Raw genomic sequence first — 25,622 nt, 5'->3', positions numbered from 1 at the left:
AGCCCGGCCGCGCCCTCGGTCGGCCCGCCGTTGGCCGGCATGTCGGTGCCGGTGGCGACCACCTGGGGAGCGGCGACGCCCGCCGGGAACGACAGCTGCCAGCCGCCGCTGGTGACGGACTCGATCGACGACAGGCGCCCCACGGAGTCGTAGGCGTAGGTCCCCTGGACGGCGCCGACGCTGGGATCGCTCGCGGTGCGCAGCAGGCCGTTCAGGTCGTAGGCGTAGCTCGCCTCGATCTGCGGTGCCTCGGTTCCGTAGCTGACCGCGATCTGCTTGAGCCGGCCCGTGTAGTCGCCGTTGGAGGTGCCGGTGGCCGTGGTGGCCGTGGCGTAGGTGAACCTGGTGACGGTCGCGGGAGTCGCGGTGCCCGCCGGCTCCTTCACGGTACTGACGCGGCCCTGGGCGTCGTAGGTGATCGTGGACTTGCCGAAGGCGGCGCTGCCCACATCGGTCACCCGCCAGGGGTCGGCGCTCGGCGCCCCGGCCGGCCGGGCCCAGGTGTAGGTGAGCTGGAGGTCGCCGGTGCTGATGGGGGTGCCGTCGGCGGTGGCGAAGGTGTCGTCGCCCGCCTCCACGGAGCCCGGATCCGTCACGAGCGTCTCGACCGTCGTGGTACGCATCGCCCCGATGACCGCGTCCCACTTGGTCGTTTCGGTGATCTTGGATCCGTCGGCGGCCTCGTACGTCTGGATGCCGCCGCCGTCGGGGAAGGAGACGCTGCTCTTCAGGGGATAGCTGGTCGACGTGCCTTCGTCGAGTTCCGTGACGACGATGGTGCCGTTCTGGTTCTCCAGCTTCCGGTTGATCTCTCCGCCGGCGAACTCAGCCTGCCAGCCCGGCCCGAAGACACCCAGCTCGGGCCGGGTCGCCGGGGCCGACTGCGGCCGGGCCAGATCGTCGGCGGCCAGAACCACGCCATGCTTACGGCTGATCGCGCCCGCGGACACGTCCAGCTCGGTGAGCTTGAACGTTTTGGTGTCGGAGGAGTACTGACCGGGGCCGATCTCCTGGACGTTCGCCGGTGGCGGCTCGTCGAGCGCGGCGGCGGAGACCACCTCCGGGAAGAGGAAGGGGAGGAGCATCGCCGAGATGGCGACGGGGAGCGCTAATCGGCGCAAGGGGTGCCTCCAGGTAAAGAGAGAAAGTGATTTGATCACCTGGAGAGTAAGGGTCGGTAAATCGCTTGGCAAGAGCTGGACAATACCATGGAACAATGTTCAAATCGCCTGTGAAGCTATGCTTTGGATGCGATTCATTCGCGCGTTCATGCAGGTCGATGGGCTCCATGGCGAATTTATGGCGAGCTTATGGCGACGCTGTGGAGCCGTCGAGAATAATAACCCGAAGGCGCATTCAGTAATTCGCGAAATACAAGATCTCGCCAAATCCCGCTGCCGCGACGTCATGGTCACCGAAGCCCTTCGCGAACAACTCGAGGAACCTCGGCAAGTCTCTAGCCACGCAAGGCAAGCAGGCGGGCCGCGATGGATCGTCGAGAGCTCCATGTTCAGGTAGCTGACTGATACGCACAATGCGAACCGGTGGCAACGTCCTGGAGGCCGGCAGGTGCGCGCCAACGCCACGGTCACGTGCGAGTGCGGCAGTCCCGGCCCAGGATCCTGTGTTCTAGGATCCTGGGCCTATGAGCCAATTGCGGACGCTATCTGCCACGGAAATCCCTTCGGAACGACTCCTGCTTCGCAAAGCACACGCCGCCGACCGTGAAGAATTCATCGAGCTCATGACCGACCCCGAGGTTCAGGCCTACCTCGGTGGTCCCCGGCCTCGGAGTGACGTCGAGCAGCACTTCTATGCAGCCATAACCGCCAACGCGACATCCAGCCCTGGCAACTATGTCATCGCGGACAACACGACGAACCGACTTATCGGAACATTGATGCTCGCCCACCGGCCGACCGACCGCCCCAGGCATGTCACCGAGGATGGCGAGGAACTGGAACTGGGCTATCTACTGCGGCGCAGTGCATGGGGCGCGGGATTCGCATTCGATGCCGTAACGGCCGCATTGCGCGTAGCGGCCGGCGAACTCCCCGACCAGCCGGTCGTGCTCGTCACCCAGACCGCGAACAAGCGATCTCTGAAACTCGCCGCCCGCCTCGGCTTCCGCCCCATCAGCACGTACGAGGCGTTCGGCGCCGAACAGACCCTCTGCACCGCTCCCCTGTCCCTGTTCCAAAGCTGATCTCAGCATCCAACCCAGCGGCCCTCAGACCGGGAGACCCAGGGTTTCAGGCGTTTCCCAGCCCGTCCCCTGCCACTCGGGGCCGGTTTCCTCCTGCGCACACCGGTTGATCAGTCCGGCGAGGTCGGGCCGTTCAATCGAGTTCAGACGCCCTCGTGTTGTCCACCTCACGTGGCTCCCAACCTGGCTCCCTTTCAGGCTCTCAGCCAATCACGGCCAAAGGATGTCCAGCGCCAGCAGCAGCGTGCCGAGGCCGATCGCCATCGTCCCCAGCACCAGTCCCGCCACTGACATGCTGCGGTTGGACACCGTGGAGATCGTGGCCTTCCTCCGCACCCCAGGCCATGCCAGCGCTGCCGCAATGATCCCGAGAGCCAGCACCGTCCAGTTCGGCGCCCCCCACTTCTCCCTCAGCGGGCCACCGGCGAATATGGCGAGGCAGGCGACGATCAGAGAAAAGAGACCCAAACGATCGAATAATCGCGTCACAGCGAGCGAGTGTAGATCACCCACCTGCCATTCCACCGATCAAGCGAGAGACGCGGAGCCGAGCCCGACTCTTTGCGCTACGGCAGAGCGTCAAGGTGTCGTTGACACTAACCCGGCCAAATTCAGTGGCACCTGACCCCTTTCTTGGCCTGCCCGTCTGCCGTCGTCCCACCCACAAGGGCAGCGGGCCAGCCGCAGGGCCGCCCGGACGCGTGCCCGGCGTCGGGGCCCTGATGGAGAGAAGGCAGCCCCTCAACTCGTGAGCGCCGGCCGTCCAGCGATGCTTTTAGCCGTCTAGCCGTCCGCCCGGAGCGCCAACCGGAGGCGGCGGCGTGCCAAGACGGCGGCGCGTCCGGCCTCCTCGGGGCCGCCTTGACTCCCTCACCGCAGCGTTCAAGCCTTGGCCGCTCTGGGAGCATCAGAGCGCCCGCGGAAACGTGCCGAGCCGGGACGGTCAGGCTCCGTCGGGAGTTCCGGCGAGTGATCGTCCGAGCCGGTCTGGTCGGTGCCGATGGGACAACCGGGAGATGCGGCGCAGCTTCATCTCACTGCTGTCAGCGGACGGCGTCCCGATCGAGAACATTGCTCGGTTGATCGGACATGCCGGAGGTTCGGCAGTCGCTGAGAGGGTCTGCCGTCTCCAGATCACACCCGTGATTCAGGACGGCGCGACTGTCATGGGTCGGATCTTCTCAGGTGACGACCATGGGGCAGTCACTCGGCTAGTCACCTGGAAGATCAAAAGGGCCACGTCCCACGTTGGGATGTGGCCCTTGACCTTGGTGGGCGATACTGGGATCGAACCAGTGACCTCTTCGGTGTGAACGAAGCGCTCTCCCGCTGAGCTAATCGCCCGCCCTGTTGGCTCCTTGCGGTGCCGACGGGGAAAACCATACCGCACTCTGGCGCCTGCTGGCGAAGCGAAGCGACCGGACGGTGGGTTCGGGGTGGAGGCGGGGTGGATGCGAAGGGGTTCGCAGGTGGCTCCGCGGTTGCTCTGGGGTTGCTCCGGGGAGGATCGGGGGAGGTTCCGGGTGACGACGACGGGGCCGTGGGAGGGATTCAGGTGAAACGCGGCGGTTGCCCACCGGCGGGGTGGGTCGGTGGCATACCATCGTCCTGTTCCGTAAGGCACCGATCGCGATCTTTTGGTGAGAAACGTTCATGGTCGGGGCGGCGGGACAGGCTCCACAACACGCAAAACCCTCGTAAATACGACCCGATTTGATCTCGTTTAGCCTGGTAGATGCCTAAATGTCCAGCTGTGATGTGCGTTACAGAAGGCCCCTGGAGCGGAATCTTTCCTACAGGTTTCTTCGTTCCGCGTCATAGCTCAGGACGAAGTCCGTCAGAGCAGTGAAAGCCCCGAAGAGGGGACCTACGACGAAAAGGTTTGGCTGACGATGAACAGCACCACCGTCTCCGCCGAGCTTGGCCTTCGGCTTGTGGTCCCCGACCGTACTACCGTCCCCCTGCTCGCCGGACTGAGTTACACAGCCGACGATCCTTACGCCATACGCATGGCCTTCCACGTGGGGAATGACGAGCCGGTCGAGTGGATCTTTGCTCGCGAACTGCTCACTGTGGGCATCGTGAGGCGTGTCGGCGACGGCGACGTGCAGGTGTGGCCTGCGCGTGCCGATGGCGAGCGCACGTTGCACATCAGCCTCACGTCCCCGTTCGGGCAGGCGCTCTTCGAGGTGCCGCTGGCCCCGCTCACCGAGTTCCTCCACCGTACGTACGAGAAGGTCCCCGCGGGCCGTGAGACGGACTACATGGACCTCGACGCCGAGCTGACCAACATGCTCTGGCCCTCCTGACGCCCTAGCCAGGGAGCGTTTCCAGGACTTTGCGCATGCGGGCGATCTCGATGCTCTGACCCGAGTACACGTCCTTCGCCATCAGCCGCATGCGCTGGTCCCGGCCGGTGGCCAGCTCCTCCCCCGCCATCTTGACCGCTCCCTCGTGGTGCCTGGTCATCAGTTGCAGGAACATGCGGTCGAAGGCCGCTCCTTTGGTGGCGCGCAGCGCGTTCAGCTCCTCTGGCGTCGCCATGCCGTACCCCGCCGCCTGGGTGTGCGCGTGACCGTCGGGGGCGGTGCGGCCGAGCTCGGCCAGCCAGCCCGTCATGGCCTTGATCTCCGGGGTCTGGGCGGCGGTGATCTGGCGGGCGAACGCGCGGATGGTCTCCGTGGTCGTACGGTCGTTCACCAGTGAGGTCATCTCCAGGGCCTGGCGGTGGTGGGGGATCATGGCCTCGGCGAAGCGCACGTCCGAGGCCACCGTCGGTCGGGGCGTCTGCCCGACCCGCTCCCCCGGCGTCGCGGTACGGCCCGGGGCCCCCGGACTCCCCGGCACGATCACCGGCGCCCCCGTGCCCACGGGGGAAGGACCGGCGGGCTCCTGAGAGCAGGCGGCAAGGGCGATTGCCGTCACAACTGTGATGAAGACCGCACGCGGGCGCGTACCCACTGACATAGCTTCCATAGTGAACTACGAGACAAAGGGGAATGCGCGTTGATCTCTGCCAAGTTGCGCGGAGCGTTGTTGTGTACGGTACTGCTGTTAACCTCCGCCTGCGCGGCGGGGCAGACGGCGTCCGGAGCCTCAACGCCCGACACCTCCACGCAGGAGACCAGCGCTCCAGCCGGCAAGCCGTCCCCCACCGGCGACGTGATGACGAGCGACAACGTCAAACTCGTCGCCCAGATGCGCCGGCCCGCCCCGCTGAACGGCCGGGACGACATCAACACCGACCTGGCGTTCCAGGGCGATTACGCGTTCGTGGGAAACTTCGGCGGGTTCGCGATCTACGACATCAGCAACCCGACCAAACCTCAGCTGGTGAGCACGGTGTCCTGCCCGGCCCAGCAGAACGACGTCTCGGTGTACGGCGACCTGCTCATCCTGTCGATCGACGAGCCGCGCAGCGGCGAGGGGTGCGACTCCGGCGAGGACAGCCGAGACTGGGAGGGGTTGCGGATCTTCGACATCAGCGACAAGAAGAGCCCCAAGTACCTCAGCGCGGTCAGGACCGACTGCGGCTCGCACACGCACACGATGGTCCCCGCCGGGGAAACGCTCTACGTGTACGTCTCCTCGCCCGGCCCCGAGCCCGAGTCGAAGACCTGTCCCCCGCCCCACGAACTCATCCAGATCGTAGAGATCCCCACAAAGTCGCCTCAGTCCGCAAAAATCGTGGCGAAGCCGGATATTTTCCCTGAAAGGCAGCACTCCGAGCTCGCCTCCGGCTGCCACGACATCACCGCGTACCCCGAGAAGAAGCTGGCCGCGGCCGCCTGCTTCGGCGACGGCGTGCTCCTCGACATCTCCGACCCGGTCAATCCGAAGGTCCTCCAGCAGATCACCGACACGGAGAACTTCCAGATCTGGCACTCGGCGACGTTCAACAACGATGCCACGAAGGTCGTGTTCAGCGACGAGCTGGGCGGCGGCGGCCAGGCCACGTGCGACAGCAACACGCCGCGCACGAAGGGCGCGGACGCCGTGTACGACATCGTGAACGGCAAGCTGGAGCGGCGCGGATACTTCAAGATCCCCCGGGATCAGCAGGAGAACGAGAACTGCGTGGCCCACAACGGCTCCCTGATCCCGGTTCCGGGCAAGGACGTCATGGTGCAGTCGTGGTACCAGGGTGGGGTGTCGGTCTGGGACTTCACCGACTCGGCCAACCCCAAGGAGATCGGCTTCTTCGAACGCGGCCCGTTCCCGGGTGGTGGCATCGCCGGGTCCTGGTCGGCGTATTACTACAACGGGTACATCTACTCCAGCGACATCATGGAGGGGCTGGACGTGCTGGAGATCAACGATCCCCTCACTGATCCGGCCAAGAAGGTCAAGATGGACGATTTCAACGTCCAGACTCAGAAGTCGTACTGAGGCTGAGGGCCGGCCGGCAGGCCGCCACTCCGGGTCGCGGCCCGGCCTATCCAGGCTGGGGCGCGCGGCCCACCCGGCCCGGGGCAACTCAGCGGGTGAGGGTCACGGCGTTCGGCCGGCACCGGGCCGGGCGGTCGCCGTCAGGTGGAGGTGGCGGGCTGCTCGGTCGCTCCCGCGTGAGGGCGGCGGGCCGGGCGGTCGCCGCCGGGCGAGGACGGCAGAGCGCGCGCTCCCGCGTGAAGGCGATGGGCTGGCCGCCAGGTGAGGGCGGCAGAGCGGGCGCTCCAGCGTGAGGGCGGTGAGCTGGGCGGTCGCCCGCCGGGCGAGGGTGGCAGGGCGGTCGGTCGGCACCGGGTGAGGGCGGTTGGGGGCGCGCGGGAGTCGTCTGGGCAAGTCGGAACAGCAAGAAGCCCCAGTCCCGGCGAGTGCCGTGAACTGGGGCCTTGAGCATGGTGGACGATACTGGGATTGAACCAGTGACCTCTTCCGTGTCAGGGAAGCGCTCTCCCGCTGAGCTAATCGTCCTTGTGAGGTGGCGACGGGATTTGAACCCGTGTGGACGGCTTTGCAGGCCGCTGCCTCGCCTCTCGGCCACGCCACCGAGCCGGAAGCTCCGAGCGGAAGACGGGATTCGAACCCGCGACCCTCACCTTGGCAAGGTGATGCTCTACCACTGAGCCACTTCCGCATCCGCCCCGTTTAACCGGGGCGACGAGAGAACTCTAGCGAATCCTGGCCGAGTACCCAAACTGGATTACGCTCACGCAGGTCACGTGTGGCCCCCGTTAACGGTGATGCGCTGGCCCGTGACGAACGCGCCGCCTTCCGAGGCGAGGAACGAGACAGCCGCCGCGACGTCATCAGGCGTGCCCATGCGGCCCAGAGGCACCTCCGCGAGGTAACCGCTCTCGTCGAGGCCCGCGTGCCGCTCCACCGGGATCCAGCCGGGGGCGACCACGTTGACCGTGATGCCGTACGGGCCCAGCTCGCGGGCCCAGACCTCGGTCATGGCGTGCTGGGCGCTCTTTGCCGCGATATAGGCGGACGTGCTGGGCAGTTTGCGGTCCACGATGTCCGAACCGATCTGGATGACGCGTCCGCCGCCGTGTTCCTTCATGCCCGTCAGCACCGCCTGCACCAGCAGTGTCGGGCTCTTGACGAAGAACTCGAGCTGGTCGAGCTGCGCCTGCCAGGTGAGGTCCTCCAGCGCGATGGACGGCTGCGGGCCGGTCGCGTTGACCACCAGGACGTGGACCGGGCCCAGGCGCTCGGTGACGCCGGCGACCAGGGACGACACGTCGGGCTCGTGCGTGACGTCGGCGGCGAACGTCTCCGCGACGCCGCCCGCGGCGCGGATCTCGTCCACCACCCTCGCGGCGCCGGCGGCGTCCCGGCTGTAGTTGACGGCGACGGCCAGGCCGTCGGCGGCCAGCCGGCGCGCGATCACGGCACCGAGGCCGCGCGACGCGCCGGTCACGAGGGCGACTGCTGTCATGAGACCCGACTCTAGCGACGAGCTCTGGTGACGGGCTCCGGTGACGGGCTCCGGACGAGCTCCGGACGGGCTCCGGCGACGGGCTTATCGAGCGCCCCAGCCAGGGCTTGGGCGATGCGAACGCCTCGGCCAGGCTCAGGCGACTAAGCGCCGTGAGCCCCAGCGAGCCCAGCCCGTTGAACCGACGAGCCGGGTGAGCCCGGTAAGCGGCTGAGCCCTATGGGCCGATTGGGTGCGAATAGCCCGGTGAGCACCGTTGGGCGCGCTGAGGCCGGTGAGCGCCGTAGGCCGGGTTCTAGTGGCGTCGCGGGCCGCCGGACACCCCCGTCGAGTACGGTGCCTCCGTCTCCAGGCGGTAGTCCCGGCCCGAAACGGCGCGGTTGCCCTCGATGACGCGTTCGGAAGGCGGCCGTTCCCCGTCCGCCAGCGCCTGCCGCATCCTCCGGAACCGCTCGTGCTCCTCCAGCACGTACCCGGTGCCCAGCGTCGTGCGGTCGGCCTGGGTGGCGAGCAGGTCGCGGAGGTAGGCCTTGTTCGGCTCGAACGTCATCGGCGGCGGGCACGCCTGGGCCAGCACCTGATCGGGATCGCGCCCGTCGAACCGCCTGAACAGCTCGGCCGCCAGCCGCAGGTGCTCCAGCTCCATGTTGAGGTGCAGCTCCCAGATGCCCTTCACCCGGGGATCCGACTCGGTCTCCATGCACGAGTAGTACAGGTAGCACTCGTTGTACTCGTGGTTGAGCAGCCGCTCCCACCAGCTCTCGCCCCCGTCGGCCAGCGACTCGTAGTGGGTGAGGTGCCCCTCCTCCACCAGCCCGATCTCCTGGTAGAGGCGGCGGGCCGCGGGCTCCAGGCACATGGGGCCGGCGTTCATGGAGAAGTTCATGATCTGCTGCTCGACCGCCATGACGGTGAGCGCGTGCAGCCGCGACAGCGGCTCCGTCTTGCCCCGGTCGTACGGCTCGCGCACGTTGTCCACCGGATCCCGGTGCTGCAGGTACGTCGGCCGCCCCGGCATCACCTCGGTCACCCGGCCCACGATCTTCTCGGCCGCGCGGTGCTCGATCATCTCGTACAGGTTCGCGTACCGGTAGAGGTGGTCGAGGTGCTCCAGCAGGCCGAACTGGTAGGCCTGCTTCAGATAGTCGTCCGGCTCCATCCGCGCCGCCCACGCCGTCAGGTCCACCGCCGCCTGCTCGTAGGCGATCGTGGTCTCCAGCACCGACGACAACCCCGACAGCAGCCAGTTGACCACTTTCTGCTGCTGCGCCTCGATGTAGCGCACCCGCGCCAGTTGCTGCCTGATCTCGGTGTCGGGACAGTGGCGGGCGAGCTGGTGGCTGAAGAGGATCGCCTCTGTCTCGATCGCGTTCATGGTGATGATGCGGCAGCGCGTGTAGGGGTCGGTGTGGTCGGGGTCGATCGGCGTGACGTTCAGCTCGTTCCAGTGGCGCAGCTGGTCGTCCAGCGGGATACCCCGCTCCTGCAGTGGGTCGAAGGCCATGTCGCTGCGCTTACCCGGGGCGAAATGCGGCAACCTCCGCTTTCGGTACTCTGACGGCCCGCGTTCGGTAAGGAAGCGCGTGCCCGCCGGAGGCTCGGGTAGGGCGCGGGCGTGGGTGAACAAGATGTCATCGATTTGCTGGTGATCCAGCACAGCCAGATCAGGGACCTGTTCGACGAGGTGGAGCAGGCGCCGCCGGACAAGGTGGAGGAGGCCTTCGACCGTCTCACGCGGATGTTGTCCGTGCACGAGACCGCCGAGGAGGAGATCGTCCATCCGTACGCGCGCAGGAAGCTCGACAACGGGCAGGGCGTCGTGGGCGACCGCCTGACCGAGGAGAACCGGGCCAAACGGCTCCTCCTCGACCTTCACAAGGGCGGAGTGGACCATCCGCGGTTCTGGGAGCGGCTCGGCGAGCTGCGCCTGGCCGTGGCCGCGCACGCCCGTAGCGAGGAACGGTACGAGTTCGTCAAGCTGCGCGCGAAGACCTCCGCGGTCGAGCGGCGGGCCATGGCGGCGGCGGTGCGGGCGGCCGAGAGCCTCGCCCCGCTGCGCCCGCACCCCGGCACGGAGAGCGCCACCAAGAACGTGCTGGTGGGCACGCCGATCGCGCTGATGGAGCGGGCACGGGAGCTGATCCGCAAGGCACTCGGCAAGCGCGGCTGACCTTTCGACGCACCTCGCGAGGCGGCGAGCGCGGCCGACCCCTCGACGCACGTCGCGAGGCGCGCGGCGCGACCCTTCGGCGCGCGTCGAAATGTCGCCGTATTAGCGTCGTACGCATGGAGTACATCGCTCGCGACGCCGACATAGCCCCCGTCGCCGCGCTCATCGCGGACCCGACCAGGGCTGCCATGCTGACCGCCCTCCTCGACGGGCGGGCCCTGGCGGCGGGAGAGCTGGCCAGGGTGGCCGGGGTCAGCGCTGCCACGGCGAGCGCCCACCTGTCCAGGCTGCTCGACGGGCGGCTGGTCGACGTCGTACGCCAGGGCCGCCACCGCTACTACCGCCTGGCCGGGCACGACGTGGCCGAGGTGCTGGAGGTGCTGGCCAGGGTCAGCGCCCGCCCGCCCGTACGCTCCCTGCGCCAGTCCAGGCAGGCCAGGATGCTGGAGGAGGCCCGCACCTGCTACGACCACCTCGCGGGACGCGCCGGGGTGGGGCTGCTCGACCGGCTCGCCGAGGGCGGCTACTACGCGGCGCAGGACCTGACCGAGGCGGGAGAGCGGCTGCTGGCCGGCATCGGCGTGGACGTGGACGGCGCGCGCAGGTCGAGGAGGCGGTTCGCGCCCGAGTGCCTGGACTGGACCGAGCGCAGATCGCATCTGGGCGGGGCGCTGGGGGCCGCGATCACCGAGGTGCTGTTCGAACGGGACTGGTACCGGCGCGGCAAGGTGCCCAGGGCGGTGGTCCTCACCGACGAGGGCAGGGCGGGGTTGTCCGCATTGTTCCCAAGTAAGGAGCTAACATCGGGTACGCCGGTTACCTAGCGAGCAGCGAGAGAGAACGCCCCATGAGCGACAACGAGGTCGTGAACGTCGGCCCCGAGCCCCTGACCTTCGACGACGTCATCCGGGTGGCCCGCCACGGCGCCCCCGTACAGCTCACCGACGACGCCCTGGCCGCCATCTCGGCCGCCCGCCAGCGGGTGGACGAGCTGGCCGAGAGCCCGACGCCCGCGTACGGCATCTCGACGGGCTTCGGAGCCCTGGCCACCCGCCACATCGACCCGGCGCTGCGCGCCCAGCTCCAGCGCTCGCTGGTGCGCTCCCACGCGGCGGGCAGCGGGCCCGAGGTCGAGACCGAGGTCGTACGCGCGCTCATGCTGCTGCGCCTGCACACGCTCGCCACCGGCCACACCGGCATCAGGCCCACCACGGCCAAGACCCTCGCCGCGCTGATCAGCGCGGGCATCACGCCGGTCGTGCACGAGTACGGCAGCCTCGGCTGCTCGGGCGACCTCGCCCCGCTGGCGCACGTCGCGCTCACGCTGATGGGCGAGGGCGTCGTACGCGACGCCTCCGGGAACCTCCAGCCCGCCGGCGAGGCGCTCAAGCAGGCCCACATCGACCCCGTCGAGCTGGCCGCCAAGGAGGGCCTGGCCCTCATCAACGGCACGGACGGCATGCTCGGCATGCTCATCCTGGCCATCCACGACCTCACGGCGCTCGTCAGGACCGCCGACGTCAGCGCCGCGATGAGCGTGGAGGCACTGCTGGGCACCGACCGGGTGTTCATGCCGGAGCTGCAGGCGCTCAGGCCGCACCCCGGCCAGGCCCTGTCCGCCGCCAACATGACCAAGGTCCTGCGCGAGTCCGGCATCATGGCCAGCCACCGCGACCCGGAGTCCTGCACCCGCGTCCAGGACGCCTACTCGCTGCGCTGCGCCCCCCAGGTCGCCGGGGCCGCCCGCGACACGATCGCGCACGCCGCCACCGTGGCCGGGTGGGAGCTGGCCAGCGCCGTCGACAACCCCGCGGTGCTGGCCGACGGCCGCGTCGAGTCCAACGGCAACTTCCACGGCGCGCCGATCGGGTACGTCCTGGACTTCCTGGCCGTGGTGGCCGCCGACCTGGCCTCGATGTCGGAACGGCGTACCGACCGGTTCCTGGACGTGGCCCGCAACCACGGCCTGCCCGCCTTCCTGGCCCACGACCCCGGCGTGGACTCGGGTCACATGATCGCCCAGTACACCCAGGCGGCCATCGTCTCCGAGATGAAGCGCCTGGCCGTGCCCGCGAGCGTGGACTCGATCCCCAGCTCGGCCATGCAGGAGGACCACGTGTCCATGGGCTGGTCGGCGGCGCGCAAGCTGCGCAGGTCGGTGGACGGGCTCACCCGCGTGCTGGCGGTCGAGGTGCTCACCGCCGCCCGTGCGCTCGACCTGCGCGCCCCTTTGGAGCCCGCGCCCGCGACCGCGGCCGTCGTCAAGGCGCTGCGCGAGACCGTGCCCGCCCCCGGGCCCGACCGCTTCCTCGCGCCGGAGATCGAGTCCGCCGTACGCCTGGTCGCCGAGGGCGGCGTGGTCGCGGCGGCGGAGTCGGTCACCGGTCCCCTGAACTAGCGGGGAAGGGCGACGATCAGGTCCACCTCCAGCAGCAGCCCCGGCCGGAACAGCCTGGACACCTCCACGGTGGTGCTGGCCGGGGGCGTGCCGGTGATGTACTTCGCGCGGACCCGTCCGTAGTCGAGGAGCTGGTCCATGTCCGTCACGTACGTCCGGATGAACGCGATGTCCTCGAACGCCGCCCCCTGGTCGGCGAGGATGCGCGAGACGACCTTGAAGATGTGCTCGGACTGGGCGGCCATGGATCCTTCGCCGACGATGTTCCCCTGGTCGTCGAAGGCGGCCTGGCCGGAGACGTAGAGCATGTCGCCGACGCGTACGGCGTGCGAGTAACGGCCGTTCGTGGCGGGGATCGTCGACAGGTTCAGCGGCACCGCGCGGTGAGCGGAGACCCCGCGGACGTGCTCGGCGATCGCCGTCAGGTCGCGCTCCCCCAGCCCGGCCGCCCGCGCCTCCTGCAGCCTGGCCCGGGCGGCGCCAATCATCGACGGGGCCATGGAGGCGCCCTCCCAGGCGCCCAGCTCCAGGTCCTTGGTCGCGTGCCCCAGCGAGTAGCGGGTCTCGGCGGACGGCACGCGCAGCCGCTCTGCCAGCGTGCCCAGCGGGGTGCCCGACAGCACGTCGGCCAGCGCGCCACGGTCCACGCCGTGCGCCTCGCCGTACGCGAACGTCTCCGCCAGCAGCACCTGGGCGGGCACGATCGCGCTCATGACGGCGATCTTCATGGCCGCGCCCGCGCCCAGCGGCCCGAGCTCCCGCACCGACCCGAACACCGACAGCACCTCGCGGCAGCCCGACACGTCACCGCCGGCCAGCACGGTGAGCGTGCCGTCGGCCGCGGGACCCACGCTGCCCAGCACCGGCGCGTCCACCAGGCCCACCTCGGCCGGCAGCAGCGCGCGCAGCCCGCGTACCGCCTCCGGGCCGATCGTGGACATCTCCACCACCGTCGCGCCGGGCCGCAGCCCCGGCAGCGCCGCCGTCAGCACCTCCCGCACCGCGGCCGGGTCGCTGAGCATGGTGATGACCAGTTCGGCCCCGTCCACCGCCTCCGCCGCGGTCACGCCGCTCCCGCGCCGCCACGTCGTCACCTTGTGCCCGGCCTGGGTCAGCCGCCGGGCCATGGGGACGCCCATGCGTCCCTGTCCGAGAAAAGCAATCATGCGCCACAGTCAACCTGGGTGCGAGGTATTCCACCACCGACTAGATTGCATATCAGCCATGCGAGATCTGAATGCCTTGGACCCGGGAGCGCTGCGGCTGTTCCACGAGGTCGCCGAGAGCGGCTCCTTCACGGCCGCCGCCGAGCTGCTCGGCTACACCCAGTCGGCGGTCTCCCGCCGTGTCGCCGCGCTGGAGCGCGCCACCGGCGGGCCGCTCTTCGAGCGCCTGCCGCGCGGGGTGCGCCTGACCCCGGCGGGGAAGGCGCTGCACCGGCATGCCACGGCCGTGCTCGACCGGCTCGAACGCGCGGGCGAGGAGCTGGCCGCCATCCACACCGGCAGGGGCGGGACGCTGCGGGTGGGCGCGTTCGCCACGGCGAACGTGGATCTGGTGCCCGGCACGCTGAAACGGTTCGCCGAGCGGCGGCCCGACGTCGAGCTGCGGCTGATCGAGGGGCTGACCTCGCGGCTGATGGACCGGCTGCGCGGGGGCGCCCTCGACGTGGCCGTGATCAGCGACTACCCGGCCGGGCTGTCCGCCGAGGGCGTCCGTACGGTGCCGCTGCGCGAGGACCGGCTGCTGGTCGCGCTGCCCGGCGGCCACCGGCTGGCCGCCGAGACCGACGTGGACCTGCGGGACCTGGCGGAGGAGACGTGGATCGAGGCCGCCCCGCGCGGCCAGCCGACCCTGCTGGTGACCGCGTGCGCGGCGGCCGGGTTCACGCCGCGCAGCGGGCTGCGGGTGGCCGAGTGGACGGGAAAGTTCGGGTTCGTCGCCGCCGGGCTCGGGGTGACGCTGGTGCCGGAGCTGGCGGCGCGGGCCGTACCGGGGGATCTGGTGCTGCGGCCGCTGCGGGGGATGGCGCCCGCGCGGAAGGTGTACGCGGCCCTGCCCGAGGCGCCGCTGCCGGCCGCGCTGGAGCTCGTCGAAATGCTGGGAGAATGGAGAATGTGTACGACGGTTTCGCCCACTTAGGCCACGTGTACGCGACCGGGTTGCGTGACGTGACCTCCGACCTGGCCGCGCTCGACGGCGAGGGCTGGTGGGCTGTCGTCGTCGACTACGAGGGCAAGGTGACGTGCGCCCGGTTCGACCGGGTGCGCGAGTCTCCCCTGCCCGCCCCCGCCCGCCCCTGGCACGGGCCCCGGCCCGACCAGTGGCGCAGTTCGCTCGATCAGGCCGCCTACGAGCGGGGCGTGCGCGCCATCCGCGGCTACATCGAGCGGGGCGAGGTCTACCAGGCGAACCTCTGCCGGATCCTGACGGCCCCCGTCCCGGCCGACGCCGACCCGCTCGCCCTGGCCGCCCGGCTGGCCGCGGGCAACCCCGCGCCCTACGCGGCCGTCATCCGGGTGCCCGGCCTGAGCGTGGTGTCCGCATCGCCCGAGCTCTACCTGTCGCGTGACGGCGACGTGGTGGAGTCCAGGCCCATCAAGGGCACCGGCGCGACCGCGGACGACCTCCTCGACAAGGACTACGCCGAGAACGTCATGATCGTCGACCTCGTCCGCAACGACCTCGGCAGGGTCGCGGCCGTCGGCTCGGTCGAGGTGCCGTCGCTCTGCGCCGTCGAGGAGCACCCGGGGCTCGTCCATCTCGTCTCCACCGTCCGGGCCAGACTGGCGCCGGGGGCGGGCTGGCCCGAGCTCTTCGCCGCGACTTTCCCGCCCGGATCTGTCACGGGCGCGCCCAAGTCGTCGGCTCTGCGCATCATCAACGAGCTCGAACCTGCACCCCGGGGGCCGTACTGTGGGGCTGTGGGCTGGGTCGACGCCGACCGCCGCCGGGCGGCGCTGGCCGTGGGCATCAGAACATTCTGGATCTCGCCGTTGGCTCAAGGCAAAGGCGAGCTCCGATTCGGCACGGGAGCGGGCATCACCTGGGGCAGCGACCCCAGGCGCGAATGGCTCGAGACCGAGCTCAAAGCAGCCAGGCTCATCGCACTGGCATCCACAGGAGGAACTACATGAACATCCCTGTCTGGGTCAACGGCGAGCTGATCGACCCCGCGCAGGCCACCGTATCGGTGTTCGACCACGGACTCATGGTCGGCGACGGCGTCTTCGAGACCATCAAGATCGTGAACGGCCGCTCGTTCGCGCTCACCCGGCACCTCGACCGGCTCACGCTCTCCGCCCAGCGCATGGACCTGCCCGAGCCCGACGTCGACGCCATCGCCGACGGCATCGGCAAGCTCCTGGCCGTCGCGCCCGCGTGGGCGCTCGGCCGCATCCGCATCACCTACACCAGCGGCCCCGGCCCCCTCGGCTCCGACCGCGGCGACCAGGGCACCACCTCCGTCGTCATCGTGGACGAGCAGAAGCCGTTCCCGGCCACCGCCAACGTCACCGTCGTCCCCTGGCCCCGCAACGAGCGCGGCGCCCTGTCCGGGGTCAAGAGCACCTCGTACGGCGACAACGCCAAGGCCCTGCTGTTCGCCAAGAAGCGCGGGGGCGGCGAGGCCATCTTCGGCAACCTGGCGGGCGACCTCTGCGAGGGCACCGGCTCCAACATCTTCATCGTCCGCGACGGCCGCCTGCTGACCCCCACCCTCGAGGCCGGCCCCCTGGCCGGGGTGACCAGGGCGCTGGTGCTCGAATGGTGCGGTGGGGAGGAGACCGACGTGCCGCTGTCGGCGCTGTACGAGGCCGAGGAGGCGTTCCTGACCTCGACGACCCGCGACATCCAGCCGATCAGGCTCGTCGACGACACCGAGCTGCCGATCGCTCCCGGCCCGATCACCACCAAGGCCATGCGGATCTTCGCCGAGCGTTCGGCCGCCGACCTCAACCCGTAGGCCGCCAGGGGCGGGGGTGCCGGGCGTCACCGGTGGACGACCGGCTCCTTCTGCTCGCCGGGGAACACCATGATCAGCAGCTCCACGGCGCCGTCCGGTGGGTCCGGGACCTGGTCGACCAGCTCGCGGCCGCGAAGGTGGACCCGGACCCGGTAATGCCCGGGGCCGGCCGCCGTGAGGCCCCGGATTCGGCGGCCGTCGCCGTCGGAGAGGCTCAGCGAGCCCTTCGGGCTCTCGTAGCCCACCTCGACCACCTCCTTCCAGCCCCTGGTCTCCAGCGGCGGCCGCCTGGTGTAGGACTCGACGGTCACGCAGGCGTGCCCGATCTCGTCGGCCGCCCAGATCATCAGCGCTCCCGGCTCGCTCCCGACCAGGTTCTCGACCAGGTCGGGAGCGTGGCCGCGGCCGCTTCCTCCCGCCTCTGCTTCTCCTGCGCCGCCTCCCAGCTCGCCACGGAGGGACAGAGCGAGGCCGGCGCCGGCAGCAGGGACGCATGGGGCGCGTCCCGTACGGCGGCCGCGCCGACGTCACCGCCGTGCCGATCGGCCAGGCCGCACAGGTGGTGCCCCTGGGCCACGACGATCCGGTCGGACGACTCGTTCCACTCCTCGATGCCCTCGCCGCCGAAGAACCCGTAACCGCGAACCCGGCACAGGAAGTCCTTCTCCTCCTTGCGCAGTCCCTCGGCCGTGCCGCCGCCGAATCCGGCGCAGTCGAGCTCGCTGTCGGCGCTCACCTTGCCAGGGGGGACGGACCCGACCGCGACCGGGAGCGTCGCCGTCACCGTCAGGACCACGGCGGCCGCACGGACGAGGCGGCCCCTGCGGACGAACGCGCGCCGGGGACGGCGGACCGCGAGCAGGACCAGGACCGGGGGCACCAGAGCGTAGAGGTCCATAGGTCCTACGTCGCTCCAGGGGTCCAGGCATCGCGCGTCGAGGGCGTACATGAGGAGCTGCGGGAGGCGCAGGAGGAGCAGGGCGGTGGGCAGCACCGCGAGCAGCGACGCCGACGTCCAGAGGGCCGATGATCGTCGGGACACGACAGCGAACACTAGCGGGTGGCGCTGCTCGCGGCCGTGGTCCGCGCGCACTGCGCCGCTGAACGATCTGGCCAACGAGCGCGCACAGCGCGACGATCACCCCATGGACACGCAGGAGATCGCCGATCGACTCGAAATCACCGGACTGCTGGCCCGCTACACCCGCGCCATCGACTCCGGCCAGTGGGACCTACTCGACGAGGTGTTCAGCCCGGACGCGGTGATCGACTACCGCGCCACCGGCGGCATCAGGGGCACCAGGGACGAGGTCAAGGCCTGGCTCGCCGAGGTGCTGCCGCACTGGCCGGGGCGGCTGCACCTCATCGGGGCCCCGACCATCGACTTCCAGGACGGCGAGGCGCGCGTGAGCGCCCCCTTCACCGACACCCTCGCCCCCACCAGGGACATGGTCACCGCGGACACCCAGGGCTTCCTGCACGGCGGCGGCTGGTACCACCATCGCCTGCGGCGCACCTCCGGCGGGTGGCGCAGCGTGGAGCTGGTGGAGGAGCAGGCCTGGCGCACCGCCCGCTGATCCGGTCCCCGTGCTCGCCACCCGGCCCGGCACACCGGCTGAGCTGCGGGGACGAGGGCCGATACAGAGTTAAGACGTTTGTGGTCAAAACCGTCAGGGCAGCGCGAGTGCGGGCAGCAGGCGGTGGCGCCGGCGCCGGCCTTCGCGGTGCCGCTCGGCGAGCTCCGCGACGGGCAGCGGCGGCCCGGGTTCGGCGGGGTGGTGCTGGCGCTGGTGCTGGCCGCCGTGCCGATCGGGCCGATCGGGCTGATCGCGCTGCAGCCGGACCTGGGGACGATGCTGGTGTTCGCGGCCATGGTGACCGGGGCGCTGCTGGGGTCGGGGGCGCCCAAGCGGTGGCTGCTCGTACTCCGTGCTGGCCGGTGCGCTGGTGTCGTGGATCGCGTTCCAGACGTTCGTGAACGTGGGCATGACCGTGGGCCTCGTGCCGATCGTGGGCGTGCCGCTGCCGTTCGTCTCCTATGGCGGCTCGGCCACGGTCGCCGGGCTGGTGGCCGTCGGGCTGCTCCAGGCCGTGCACCGGACCAGGGTCATGGAGCCGTAGCGGGAGCCGTCACGGCCGCCGAACGGCTGCAAGCTCGGTCCTTCGCGTAAGGGCGGAGAAGCCGACGCGGCGGCATGCTATATGGATGACCGGGGAAGAACCCAGCGACCTGATTCGCAGCGTCTCCCGCGCGCTCCGCGTGCTGGAAGAGGTCTCGCGTGCCGACCGGCCGCTGTCGGTCAAGGTCATCGCCCGCCGATGTGGCCTGAACCTGTCCACGTCGTACCACCTCGTCCGAACCCTGTGCTACGAGGGCTACCTGCACCGGCTGCCCGACGGCGACTACCTGCCGGGCTCGCAGGTGGCCGAGCGGTTCCACGAGATGCTGGAGTCGTTCGAGCGGCCGCCGCGCGCCTCGGAGGTGCTGCGGCACCTGGCCGACGCCTCCGGCCACACCGCCTACCTGGCCCAGCTCGCCGACGATCGCCTGATGGTGGTGGAGGTGGCGGAGGGGCCGCGCTCGCCGTGGCTGGAGGACCTGCAGGCGGGTCTGGAGACGGCGCCGCACGCCACCGCGCTCGGCAAGGCGCTGCTGCTGTCCCTCCCGCCCCATGTCCGGCGCGGCGTGCTCACCGGGCACGGCATGCAGCGCTTCACCTCCGTGACCCCTTCGAGCGTGGAGGAGCTGGAGGAGGAGCTGGCGGGGCTGCGGCCCGGGCAGGTGGTGGAGGAGCACGGGCAGTTCAGGGAGGACGTGGCGTGCGCGAGCGCGGTCGTGCCGGGGACGCAGTGGGCGATCGGCATCTCGGCCCGCGGCCTGACCGTCCCGACGCCCGCCACCGCCCATCTGGCGCTGGCGGTCCGGGACCTCGCGGGGCCATAATCCGTTGCCCTCCGGTGCGGCTCTTCGCCAGGCTGGGCCGCATGAACATGCCCTACCGGCAGATCCGCGCCGCCTACACCGAGGAGTCGATCACCGTCTACCAGGCCTACGACGCCGCCATCGCCGGGCCCGCCGTGGCGGCGCAGCGGTTCGTGGCGCCGTTCAAGCGCGAGCGGATGACGTGGATCAAGCCGTCGTTCCTGTGGATGATGTACCGGTGCGGGTGGGCGACCAAGCCCGGCCAGGAGCGGGTGCTGGCCGTCTCGCTGTCGCGGGAGGGGTTCGAGTGGGCGCTGGCGCACTCGTGCCTGAGTCATGACGACCGCCGCCCCGGGTGGTCGGACCGGATGCGGCGCAGTCCGGTGCGGATCCAGTGGGATCCCGAGCGCGGGGTGCGGCACCAGGCGCTGCCGTACCGGTCGATCCAGGTCGGGCTGTCCGGCGAGGCGGTGCGGCGCTACGTCGACGAGTGGACGCTGGCGATCAACGACATCACCGACCGGGTACGGGAGGTGCGCGCGGCGGTCGTGGCGCGTGCGGACGTGAGCGGCCTGCTGCCCGCGGAGCGGCCCTATCCCCTGCCCGACGAGATCCGAGAGACAATCGGGGCATGAGGGTGATCCTGTTCGGGGCGACCGGAATGATCGGGCGCGGGGTTCTCAGGGAATGCCTGCTCGACGACCGGGTGGACGCCGTGCTCACCGTCGGGCGCGCCCCGACGGGGGTCGTCCACGGCAAGCTGCGCGAGATCACCCACCGCGACCTGCTCGATCTCGCCCCGATCGAGGCCGAGCTGGCCGGCTACGACGCCTGCTTCTTCTGCCTCGGGGTCTCGTCGGCGGGCATGAGCGAGCCGGACTACCGGCGGATCACCTACGACGTCACCCTGTCCGCGGGCCGCACGCTGGCCCGGCTCAACCCCGGCTCGACCTTCGTGTACGTGTCGGGCGCCGGCACCGACGCCCAGGGGCGCTCGATGTGGGCCAGAGTCAAGGGCGCGACCGAGAACGCGCTGCTGGAGCTGCCCTTCGAGGCCTACATGTTCCGGCCCGGCTACATCCAGCCGATGCACGGCGTCACGTCGCGGACCCGGGTCTACCGGCTGGCCTACGTGGTGACGCGGCCCCTCTACCCGATCCTGCGGCGGCTGTTCGCGTCGGCGGTCACCACGACGGAGCGCATCGGACGGGCCATGATCGCGGTCGCCGAGCGCGGCGCGCCCAAGCGGATCCTCGGCCCGTCCGACATCAACGCGCTGGCCGCCTAGCCGCTCAGCCGCCGGGAGGCGGGCTGGGGACGTGGACCCGCGGTGCGGTCACGTCGAACCGGTGGGCATCCGCGGTGTCGGCCCCCAGCCTGAGGTGATCCGCCTGGAGGTTCCGCGTACTGGTGCACACAATGGTGGAATATCTCAGCGGGGCTGTGCGCTACCGTATCCGTCAAAAGTTCAACAGTCATGGATGGTGACTAAAGTGCAGTTCGGAATCTTCAGTGTGGGCGACGTCACCACTGACCCCACCACGGACAGGACGCCGACGGAGCACGAGCGGATCAAGGCGATGGTGGCGATCGCGCTCAAGGCCGAGGAGGTCGGGCTCGACGTGTTCGCGACCGGCGAGCACCACAACCCGCCCTTCGTGCCGTCCTCGCCGACCACCATGCTCGGCTACATCGCGGCCAAGACCGAGCGCCTGATCCTGTCCACCGCCACCACGTTGATCACGACCAACGACCCCGTGAAGATCGCCGAGGACTTCGCCATGCTGCAGCACCTGGCGGACGGCCGGGTGGACCTCATGCTGGGCCGGGGCAACACCGGGCCCGTCTACCCGTGGTTCGGCCAGGACATCAGGCAGGGCATCCCGCTGGCCGTCGAGAACTACTCCCTGCTGCACAAGCTGTGGCACGAGGACGTCGTCGACTGGGAGGGGCGCTTCCGCACCCCGCTGCAGGGCTTCACCTCGACGCCGCGCCCGCTGGACGGGGTGCCGCCGTTCGTGTGGCACGGCTCGATCCGCAGCCCCGAGATCGCCGAGCAGGCCGCCTACTACGGCGACGGCTTCTTCGCCAACAACATCTTCTGGCCGAAGGAGCACTTCATGCGCCTGATCCACCTCTACCGCCAGCGCTACGCGCACTACGGCCACGGCACCGCGGAGCAGGCCGTCGTGGGCCTGGGCGGCCAGGTGTTCATGCGCAAGAACTCGCAGGACGCGGTGCGCGAGTTCCGCCCGTACTTCGACGTCGCCCCCGTGTACGGCCACGGGCCGTCGCTGGAGGAGTTCATGGCGGAGACGCCGCTCACCGTGGGCAGCCCGCAGCAGGTCATCGACAGGACCCTCGAGTTCAGGGACTACTTCGGCGACTACCAGCGCCAGCTGTTCCTGATGGACCACGCGGGCCTGCCGCTGAAGACCGTGCTGGAGCAGCTCGACATCCTCGGCGAGGAGGTCGTGCCGGTGCTGCGCAAGGAGTTCGCCAAGGACCGTCCCGCCGAGGTCCCGGACGGGCCCACCCACGCGGCCCGCGTCCCCGCCACCGCCTGACCCATCGGAAAGGAGATCGACCAGATGAAGCTCGCCGTCGTCACGGCGGGGCTGACCCAGCCCTCCTCCAGCCGCCTGCTCGCCGACCGCCTGACGGAGGCCGTCACCCGCCAGGCCCCGGCCGAGGTACGCGTGATCGAGCTGCGCGACCTGGCCGTGGACATCGCGAACAACTTCGTGACCGGCTTCCCGAACGCCCGGCTGCGCGAGGCGATCGAGGCGGTGACGGAGGCCGACGGGCTCATCGCGGTCACGCCGATCTTCAGCGGCTCGTACAGCGGCCTGTTCAAGTCCTTCTTCGACGTGATCGACGACGGGGCGCTGGCGGGCAAGCCCGCGCTGATCGCCGCCACCGGCGGCACGGCCCGGCACTCGCTGGCGCTGGAGCACGCGCTGCGCCCGCTCTTCGCCTACCTGCGGGCCGTCGTCGTCCCCACCGCCGTGTACGCGGCCTCGGAGGACTGGGGCGGCGCGGCCGACGCCTTCACCGACGGTCTCGGCCCGCGCATCGCCCGCGCCGCCGAGGAGCTGGCCGACCTGCTGCTGCACCGCAGGCCCAAGGCCGAGGCCGAGGAGGAGGTCGTCCCGTTCGAGCAACAGCTGGCCGCGTTGCGGCCCTTGGGTTAGTTTTCACAACATGAGCCCCGTAGGTTGACTTATCGGAGTATGGTTCGTTAGGAAGCTTTCCTAACCTCCCTCTCCTCTCAGGGGCTCATGTGCTGACCGCCACACTCCTGACCCTCTCCCTCGCCGTCACCGGCACCGGCCCGGCCGACCTCGACGATCCGCACAAGAAGGACATCGCCATGCAGCTGGTGTCCAGCGCGGAGAACTCCTCGCTCGACTGGAAGGCCCAGTACGGCTACATCGAGGACATCGACGACGACCGCGGCTACACGGCGGGGATCATCGGCTTCTGCTCGGGCACCGGCGACATGCTGGAGTTAGTCGAGCTCTACGCCGAGCGCAAGCCCGGCAACGTCCTCGCCAAGTACCTCCCGGCCCTGCGCAAGGTGAACGGCAGCGCCTCCCACAAGGGCCTCGACCCGAACTTCACCAAGGACTGGAAGACGGCCGCCAAGGACACCGTCTTCCAGCAGGCCCAGAACGACGAGCGCGACCGCGTGTACTTCAACCCGGCCGTCAACCAGGCCAAGCAGGACGGGCTGCGCGCGCTCGGCCAGTTCGTCTACTACGACGCGATGGTCATGCACGGGCCGGGCAGCGACAAGCTGAGCTTCGGCGGCATCAGGAAGTCGGCCCTGGCCAAGGCCAAGCCGCCCGCGCAGGGCGGGAACGAGGTGACCTACCTGAACGCCTTCCTGGACGCCAGGAAGGCGGCGATGAAGGCGGAGGAGGCGCACGAGGACACGACGCGCGTGGACACGATGCAGCGCGTCTTCCTCAAGAACGGCAACCTCGACCTGAACCCGCCGCTGACCTGGAAGGTCTACGGCGACAGCTACACGATCAAGAAGTAGGACCCGGACGGGCAGGGCGGCCCCCTGCCCGTCCAGGGCTGTCAGCGCTTGACGGCGACCACCGAGTACGGCGTGTCGGGGGCCGGGGTCGTCGTGAAGCGGGCGTTGGGCAGGTAGAGGCGCTTGCCGGAGGCGGCGACCGTCGTCGGGATGTCGAACCGCGGATCGGTTAGCCGTTTCACGACTTTTCCGGATGCGCCGTCTCGCGTCAGGCTGACGACGGCGATCGCGTTCAGGCGGTTCTGCACCGCGTACAGGGTCCGCCCCTCCAGCAGCAGGCCGTCGCCGTTGACGAGCGACTCGCCGCCCAGGTCCACCTCCGTGGTGACCCCGGAGGACGGATCGACCTCGAACAGCTTGCCGGTGTTCGACTGGACGATCAGCAGCGACTCCCGGTCGGGGCTGGGGGCGATGCCGTTGGCGTTGTTGCCGGTCGTGTACTGGATGGCGCCGGACAGCGGGATCTTGACGGCCTCGCCGGGCAGCGCGCCGCCGCGCCCGAGCTCCAGCTTGTACAGGACGGGGTTGCGGGAGTCGGTGAAGTACGCGGCGCCCCCGGTGAGGATGACGTCGTTGACGAACGCCGGGTCGGCGGTCAGCTTGTACGACTTGACGACCTCGCCGGTACGCAGATCGATCACGCGGGCGTCGCCGCCGGTGCCTCCGGCCACGAACAGCCGCCCGCGCCCGTCGGTCTTGAGCCCGAGCGAGGGCGTGCCCGGGCCCTTGCTGATGACGGACCCCTCGCCGGTCCGCAGGTCGGCCCGGTAGATGTCACCGCTCGCCCGGGAGCCGAAGTAGGCGTACGGGCCAGGCCCGATCGCGATGCCCTCCGGCTGGAACCCGTTCGGCAGCGCGAACGTGTCGGGCTTCCCAGTGGCTTGCACAGTGGCCTGCCCAGTGGCTTGCACAGTGGCTTGCACAGTGGCTTGCACAGTGGCCTGCACAGCGGCCTGCGCGGGCACGCCGCTGAGCAGGACCACGACGAGGGTGCTGAGTGCGGTCTTCAGGATCGCGGATCTCATGCGGCCCACGATGCCCGCGCCCGCGGCCCGGGCAAAGCCTGAGGGCAGCCTTCACAGGGAGCTTTCAGCAAGGGGGGGTGGGGAGGGCCACCCGCACGCCGTGGGATCGCGCGGTAGGTTGGGGCACAAGCGAACAAACGGGGTTTAGACATGTCAAACGGTGCCCGTCATGTTCTGGGAGTGGTCGCGGGGCTGCTCCTCCCTCCGATCATCGCCGCGAGCCTCTGGTACGGCATCGGCGACCACCTGCTCAGATTGCAGTCGGCGTTCGAGCTGTCCTGGCTCGGGCTGTCCGCGATCGTGGCGTCGGGGATCGCGTTCGCGTTCCTGGCCGGCTCGCGGCTGTCGCCGATCGCCTCGCTGCTCGGCGGCCTGGCGATCACCGCGCTCGGCGTCCTTCCCATCGTGGAGCTGCGGGGCGTGCGGGTGCTGCCCGACCACTGGCTGCCGAACGTCATGGAGCAGGGGTTCCGGACGGTGGCGGACTCGGGGGTGCTGCTGTTCCTGGGGGTGGCGCTGGTGGTCGTCTCGCTGTTCCCGTCGCGGTGGCGGTCCTCGGGGAAGCAGGCCGTCTACGAGCCCGAGTACGGGCCGGCGCCCTCGCCGTACGCGTCCTACAGCGGACCGGAGGACGCCACGCGGCCGATGCATCGGGAATGAGGGACGCGTGGCCTGACAGAATGCCGCCATGCGCGACTCAAAGATCGTCGACTTCCTGACCGAGCTGGCCGACAGAGTGCCCGCGCCGGGCGGCGGCGCCACGGCCGCCCTGCACGCGGCCCAGGGTGCCGCGCTGCTCGGCATGGTCGCCCGCTACACGACCGGGGAGAAGTACGCCGGCCACGCCGAGACCGTCGTCGGCGTGATCGGGGAGACCGACACGCTGCGGGTCCGCGCGCTGCGGCTGGCCGAGGCGGACGCGGCGGCGTTCACCGCGGTCACGAACGCGTACCGGCTGCCCAAGGGCGAGGAGCGCAGCGCCGCCATCGCCCGGGCGCTGGCCG

General features: G+C 70.0%; 29 protein-coding genes and 4 tRNA genes. 19 read left to right on the top strand and 14 right to left on the bottom strand.

Translation table 11 applies throughout. The features are described from left to right. Positions 1–1,121, bottom strand: a 1,121-nt coding sequence (locus tag ACWDX9_RS37595; protein WP_449962787.1) for a hypothetical protein, incomplete at its 3' end; no start/stop codon positions are given. A gap of 524 nt (positions 1,122–1,645) precedes the next feature. Between ACWDX9_RS37595 and ACWDX9_RS37590 the strand changes: the two genes are divergently transcribed. Further along, positions 1,646–2,206, top strand: a complete 561-nt coding sequence (locus ACWDX9_RS37590) for a GNAT family N-acetyltransferase (protein WP_449962785.1) — start codon at positions 1,646–1,648, stop codon at positions 2,204–2,206. Between the two features lie 210 nt (positions 2,207–2,416). On the opposite strand, the gene ACWDX9_RS37585 is transcribed toward ACWDX9_RS37590, so the two are convergent. Together ACWDX9_RS37585 and ACWDX9_RS37580 are read right to left on the bottom strand one after the other, a co-directional pair. Further along, positions 2,417–2,695 carry a hypothetical protein gene (locus ACWDX9_RS37585; RefSeq protein ID WP_449962782.1) on the bottom strand — a complete coding sequence of 93 codons (279 nt, stop codon included), beginning with the start codon at positions 2,693–2,695 and terminating at the stop codon, positions 2,417–2,419. Positions 2,696–3,475: 780 nt separating this feature from the next. Then, positions 3,476–3,550, bottom strand: a tRNA-Val gene (locus tag ACWDX9_RS37580). A 548-nt stretch (positions 3,551–4,098) separates the two neighbouring features. Between ACWDX9_RS37580 and ACWDX9_RS37575 the strand changes: the two genes are divergently transcribed. Then, positions 4,099–4,515 (top strand): SsgA family sporulation/cell division regulator, encoded by a 417-nt coding sequence (locus ACWDX9_RS37575; RefSeq protein ID WP_103958541.1) that lies wholly within the window; start codon positions 4,099–4,101, stop codon positions 4,513–4,515. A gap of 4 nt (positions 4,516–4,519) precedes the next feature. Here ACWDX9_RS37575 and ACWDX9_RS37570 read toward each other — a convergent pair whose 3' ends face one another. After that, a complete protein-coding gene (locus tag ACWDX9_RS37570; protein WP_449962779.1) occupies positions 4,520–5,131 on the bottom strand; it encodes a DUF305 domain-containing protein in 612 nt (203 codons plus the stop codon). A 240-nt stretch (positions 5,132–5,371) separates the two neighbouring features. Here ACWDX9_RS37570 and ACWDX9_RS37565 point away from each other — a divergent pair, with 240 nt between their 5' ends. Beyond that, positions 5,372–6,595 carry an LVIVD repeat-containing protein gene (locus tag ACWDX9_RS37565; protein WP_449962776.1) on the top strand — a complete coding sequence of 408 codons (1,224 nt, stop codon included), beginning with the start codon at positions 5,372–5,374 and terminating at the stop codon, positions 6,593–6,595. A 450-nt stretch (positions 6,596–7,045) separates the two neighbouring features. Here the strand turns inward: ACWDX9_RS37565 and ACWDX9_RS37560 are convergent. From ACWDX9_RS37560 to ACWDX9_RS37540, 5 genes are all read right to left on the bottom strand, one after another. Further along, positions 7,046–7,120 (bottom strand) — tRNA-Val (locus ACWDX9_RS37560). Between the two features lie 5 nt (positions 7,121–7,125). After that, positions 7,126–7,196 (bottom strand) — tRNA-Cys (locus tag ACWDX9_RS37555). Between the two features lie 15 nt (positions 7,197–7,211). After that, a tRNA-Gly gene (locus ACWDX9_RS37550) sits at positions 7,212–7,283 on the bottom strand. Positions 7,284–7,364: 81 nt separating this feature from the next. Next, positions 7,365–8,090, bottom strand: a complete 726-nt coding sequence (locus ACWDX9_RS37545) for an SDR family NAD(P)-dependent oxidoreductase (RefSeq protein ID WP_449962773.1) — start codon at positions 8,088–8,090, stop codon at positions 7,365–7,367. A 295-nt stretch (positions 8,091–8,385) separates the two neighbouring features. Next, on the bottom strand, positions 8,386–9,594 hold the full coding sequence (locus tag ACWDX9_RS37540; RefSeq protein WP_449962770.1) for a hypothetical protein: 1,209 nt from the start codon (positions 9,592–9,594) through the stop codon (positions 8,386–8,388). A gap of 111 nt (positions 9,595–9,705) precedes the next feature. On the opposite strand from ACWDX9_RS37540, the gene ACWDX9_RS37535 reads away from it, so the two are divergent. From ACWDX9_RS37535 to hutH, 3 genes are all read left to right on the top strand, one after another. Further along, positions 9,706–10,260 carry a hemerythrin domain-containing protein gene (locus ACWDX9_RS37535; RefSeq protein ID WP_449962767.1) on the top strand — a complete coding sequence of 185 codons (555 nt, stop codon included), beginning with the start codon at positions 9,706–9,708 and terminating at the stop codon, positions 10,258–10,260. A gap of 116 nt (positions 10,261–10,376) precedes the next feature. Further along, positions 10,377–11,084, top strand: a complete 708-nt coding sequence (locus tag ACWDX9_RS37530) for an ArsR/SmtB family transcription factor (protein ID WP_449962764.1) — start codon at positions 10,377–10,379, stop codon at positions 11,082–11,084. A 23-nt stretch (positions 11,085–11,107) separates the two neighbouring features. Next, positions 11,108–12,658 (top strand): histidine ammonia-lyase, encoded by a 1,551-nt coding sequence (hutH, locus tag ACWDX9_RS37525; RefSeq protein ID WP_449962762.1) that lies wholly within the window; start codon positions 11,108–11,110, stop codon positions 12,656–12,658. Here hutH and ACWDX9_RS37520 read toward each other — a convergent pair. After that, on the bottom strand, positions 12,655–13,824 hold the full coding sequence (locus tag ACWDX9_RS37520; protein ID WP_449962759.1) for a Rid family hydrolase: 1,170 nt from the start codon (positions 13,822–13,824) through the stop codon (positions 12,655–12,657). The genes hutH and ACWDX9_RS37520 overlap by 4 nt on opposite strands. 58 nt (positions 13,825–13,882) lie before the next feature. On the opposite strand from ACWDX9_RS37520, the gene ACWDX9_RS37515 reads away from it, so the two are divergent. From ACWDX9_RS37515 to ACWDX9_RS37505, 3 genes are read left to right on the top strand one after another with little or no spacing between them, the layout of a single operon-like run. Beyond that, a complete protein-coding gene (locus ACWDX9_RS37515) occupies positions 13,883–14,800 on the top strand; it encodes a LysR family transcriptional regulator (RefSeq protein WP_449962757.1) in 918 nt (305 codons plus the stop codon). Beyond that, entirely contained in the window at positions 14,767–15,795 is a 1,029-nt protein-coding gene (locus ACWDX9_RS37510) for a chorismate-binding protein (RefSeq protein ID WP_449962754.1), read from the top strand. Before ACWDX9_RS37515 ends, ACWDX9_RS37510 begins: the two co-directional genes overlap by 34 nt. Further along, positions 15,792–16,622 carry an aminotransferase class IV gene (locus tag ACWDX9_RS37505; protein WP_449962751.1) on the top strand — a complete coding sequence of 277 codons (831 nt, stop codon included), beginning with the start codon at positions 15,792–15,794 and terminating at the stop codon, positions 16,620–16,622. Before ACWDX9_RS37510 ends, ACWDX9_RS37505 begins: the two co-directional genes overlap by 4 nt. A gap of 26 nt (positions 16,623–16,648) precedes the next feature. On the opposite strand, the gene ACWDX9_RS37500 is transcribed toward ACWDX9_RS37505, so the two are convergent. Both ACWDX9_RS37500 and ACWDX9_RS37495 read right to left on the bottom strand, forming a co-directional pair. Next, on the bottom strand, positions 16,649–16,969 hold the full coding sequence (locus ACWDX9_RS37500; RefSeq protein ID WP_449962748.1) for a hypothetical protein: 321 nt from the start codon (positions 16,967–16,969) through the stop codon (positions 16,649–16,651). Continuing rightward, positions 16,969–17,664 (bottom strand): hypothetical protein, encoded by a 696-nt coding sequence (locus ACWDX9_RS37495; RefSeq protein WP_449962745.1) that lies wholly within the window; start codon positions 17,662–17,664, stop codon positions 16,969–16,971. Before ACWDX9_RS37495 ends, ACWDX9_RS37500 begins: the two co-directional genes overlap by 1 nt. A gap of 103 nt (positions 17,665–17,767) precedes the next feature. Between ACWDX9_RS37495 and ACWDX9_RS37490 the strand changes: the two genes are divergently transcribed. Then, positions 17,768–18,199 carry a nuclear transport factor 2 family protein gene (locus ACWDX9_RS37490; RefSeq protein WP_449962742.1) on the top strand — a complete coding sequence of 144 codons (432 nt, stop codon included), beginning with the start codon at positions 17,768–17,770 and terminating at the stop codon, positions 18,197–18,199. Positions 18,200–18,292: 93 nt separating this feature from the next. Here the strand turns inward: ACWDX9_RS37490 and ACWDX9_RS37485 are convergent, their stop codons facing one another. After that, on the bottom strand, positions 18,293–18,610 hold the full coding sequence (locus tag ACWDX9_RS37485) for a hypothetical protein (protein ID WP_449962788.1): 318 nt from the start codon (positions 18,608–18,610) through the stop codon (positions 18,293–18,295). Between ACWDX9_RS37485 and ACWDX9_RS37480 the strand changes: the two genes are divergently transcribed. The 7 genes from ACWDX9_RS37480 to ACWDX9_RS37450 all read left to right on the top strand — a co-directional run bounded on the left by ACWDX9_RS37480 (position 18,552) and on the right by ACWDX9_RS37450 (position 23,593). Beyond that, entirely contained in the window at positions 18,552–18,743 is a 192-nt protein-coding gene (locus tag ACWDX9_RS37480) for an FtsW/RodA/SpoVE family cell cycle protein (RefSeq protein ID WP_449962739.1), read from the top strand. The genes ACWDX9_RS37485 and ACWDX9_RS37480 overlap by 59 nt on opposite strands. A gap of 85 nt (positions 18,744–18,828) precedes the next feature. Then, positions 18,829–19,566 carry an IclR family transcriptional regulator gene (locus ACWDX9_RS37475; protein WP_363972241.1) on the top strand — a complete coding sequence of 246 codons (738 nt, stop codon included), beginning with the start codon at positions 18,829–18,831 and terminating at the stop codon, positions 19,564–19,566. Between the two features lie 41 nt (positions 19,567–19,607). Then, positions 19,608–20,180, top strand: coding sequence for a DUF4291 domain-containing protein (locus ACWDX9_RS37470; protein ID WP_449962737.1), 573 nt, complete (start codon positions 19,608–19,610; stop codon positions 20,178–20,180). Beyond that, positions 20,177–20,833 carry a Rossmann-fold NAD(P)-binding domain-containing protein gene (locus tag ACWDX9_RS37465; protein ID WP_350727095.1) on the top strand — a complete coding sequence of 219 codons (657 nt, stop codon included), beginning with the start codon at positions 20,177–20,179 and terminating at the stop codon, positions 20,831–20,833. Before ACWDX9_RS37470 ends, ACWDX9_RS37465 begins: the two co-directional genes overlap by 4 nt. A gap of 205 nt (positions 20,834–21,038) precedes the next feature. Continuing rightward, on the top strand, positions 21,039–22,112 hold the full coding sequence (locus ACWDX9_RS37460; RefSeq protein WP_449962734.1) for an LLM class flavin-dependent oxidoreductase: 1,074 nt from the start codon (positions 21,039–21,041) through the stop codon (positions 22,110–22,112). Positions 22,113–22,136: 24 nt separating this feature from the next. Next, complete coding sequence (locus ACWDX9_RS37455) at positions 22,137–22,739, top strand: FMN reductase (RefSeq protein WP_397371813.1); 603 nt, start codon at positions 22,137–22,139, stop codon at positions 22,737–22,739. 89 nt (positions 22,740–22,828) lie between these two features. Continuing rightward, positions 22,829–23,593, top strand: coding sequence for a chitosanase (locus ACWDX9_RS37450; RefSeq protein WP_350727092.1), 765 nt, complete (start codon positions 22,829–22,831; stop codon positions 23,591–23,593). A gap of 41 nt (positions 23,594–23,634) precedes the next feature. Here the strand turns inward: ACWDX9_RS37450 and ACWDX9_RS37445 are convergent, their stop codons facing one another. Beyond that, on the bottom strand, positions 23,635–24,618 hold the full coding sequence (locus ACWDX9_RS37445; protein ID WP_449962731.1) for a superoxide dismutase: 984 nt from the start codon (positions 24,616–24,618) through the stop codon (positions 23,635–23,637). A gap of 150 nt (positions 24,619–24,768) precedes the next feature. Between ACWDX9_RS37445 and ACWDX9_RS37440 the strand changes: the two genes are divergently transcribed. Both ACWDX9_RS37440 and ACWDX9_RS37435 read left to right on the top strand, forming a co-directional pair. Beyond that, complete coding sequence (locus ACWDX9_RS37440; RefSeq protein WP_449962728.1) at positions 24,769–25,278, top strand: hypothetical protein; 510 nt, start codon at positions 24,769–24,771, stop codon at positions 25,276–25,278. A 28-nt stretch (positions 25,279–25,306) separates the two neighbouring features. Continuing rightward, positions 25,307–25,622, top strand: a 316-nt coding sequence (locus tag ACWDX9_RS37435; protein ID WP_449962725.1) for a cyclodeaminase/cyclohydrolase family protein, incomplete at its 3' end; no start/stop codon positions are given.

The organism is Nonomuraea sp. NPDC003201, assembly GCF_053590415.1.
Note: the sequence above shows the minus strand (reverse complement) of the source record. Positions and strands in the feature narration are given on the sequence as shown.

Excerpts from the sequence above, each read along its gene's own strand:
- ACWDX9_RS37590 (WP_449962785.1), top strand. The coding sequence starts at position 1,646 with ATGAGCCAATTGCGGACGCTATCTGCCACGGAAATCCCTTCGGAACGA.
- ACWDX9_RS37575 (WP_103958541.1), top strand. The coding sequence starts at position 4,099 with ATGAACAGCACCACCGTCTCCGCCGAGCTTGGCCTTCGGCTTGTGGTC.
- ACWDX9_RS37565 (WP_449962776.1), top strand. The coding sequence starts at position 5,372 with ATGACGAGCGACAACGTCAAACTCGTCGCCCAGATGCGCCGGCCCGCC.
- ACWDX9_RS37545 (WP_449962773.1), bottom strand. The coding sequence starts at position 8,090 with ATGACAGCAGTCGCCCTCGTGACCGGCGCGTCGCGCGGCCTCGGTGCC.
- ACWDX9_RS37540 (WP_449962770.1), bottom strand. The coding sequence starts at position 9,594 with ATGGCCTTCGACCCACTGCAGGAGCGGGGTATCCCGCTGGACGACCAG.
- ACWDX9_RS37530 (WP_449962764.1), top strand. The coding sequence starts at position 10,377 with ATGGAGTACATCGCTCGCGACGCCGACATAGCCCCCGTCGCCGCGCTC.
- hutH (WP_449962762.1), top strand. The coding sequence starts at position 11,108 with ATGAGCGACAACGAGGTCGTGAACGTCGGCCCCGAGCCCCTGACCTTC.
- ACWDX9_RS37520 (WP_449962759.1), bottom strand. The coding sequence starts at position 13,824 with ATGATTGCTTTTCTCGGACAGGGACGCATGGGCGTCCCCATGGCCCGG.
- ACWDX9_RS37515 (WP_449962757.1), top strand. The coding sequence starts at position 13,883 with ATGCGAGATCTGAATGCCTTGGACCCGGGAGCGCTGCGGCTGTTCCAC.
- ACWDX9_RS37510 (WP_449962754.1), top strand. The coding sequence starts at position 14,767 with ATGGAGAATGTGTACGACGGTTTCGCCCACTTAGGCCACGTGTACGCG.
- ACWDX9_RS37505 (WP_449962751.1), top strand. The coding sequence starts at position 15,792 with ATGAACATCCCTGTCTGGGTCAACGGCGAGCTGATCGACCCCGCGCAG.
- ACWDX9_RS37500 (WP_449962748.1), bottom strand. The coding sequence starts at position 16,969 with ATGATCTGGGCGGCCGACGAGATCGGGCACGCCTGCGTGACCGTCGAG.
- ACWDX9_RS37490 (WP_449962742.1), top strand. The coding sequence starts at position 17,768 with ATGGACACGCAGGAGATCGCCGATCGACTCGAAATCACCGGACTGCTG.
- ACWDX9_RS37485 (WP_449962788.1), bottom strand. The coding sequence starts at position 18,610 with ATGCCCACGTTCACGAACGTCTGGAACGCGATCCACGACACCAGCGCA.
- ACWDX9_RS37475 (WP_363972241.1), top strand. The coding sequence starts at position 18,829 with ATGACCGGGGAAGAACCCAGCGACCTGATTCGCAGCGTCTCCCGCGCG.
- ACWDX9_RS37470 (WP_449962737.1), top strand. The coding sequence starts at position 19,608 with ATGAACATGCCCTACCGGCAGATCCGCGCCGCCTACACCGAGGAGTCG.
- ACWDX9_RS37465 (WP_350727095.1), top strand. The coding sequence starts at position 20,177 with ATGAGGGTGATCCTGTTCGGGGCGACCGGAATGATCGGGCGCGGGGTT.
- ACWDX9_RS37455 (WP_397371813.1), top strand. The coding sequence starts at position 22,137 with ATGAAGCTCGCCGTCGTCACGGCGGGGCTGACCCAGCCCTCCTCCAGC.
- ACWDX9_RS37445 (WP_449962731.1), bottom strand. The coding sequence starts at position 24,618 with ATGAGATCCGCGATCCTGAAGACCGCACTCAGCACCCTCGTCGTGGTC.
- ACWDX9_RS37440 (WP_449962728.1), top strand. The coding sequence starts at position 24,769 with ATGTCAAACGGTGCCCGTCATGTTCTGGGAGTGGTCGCGGGGCTGCTC.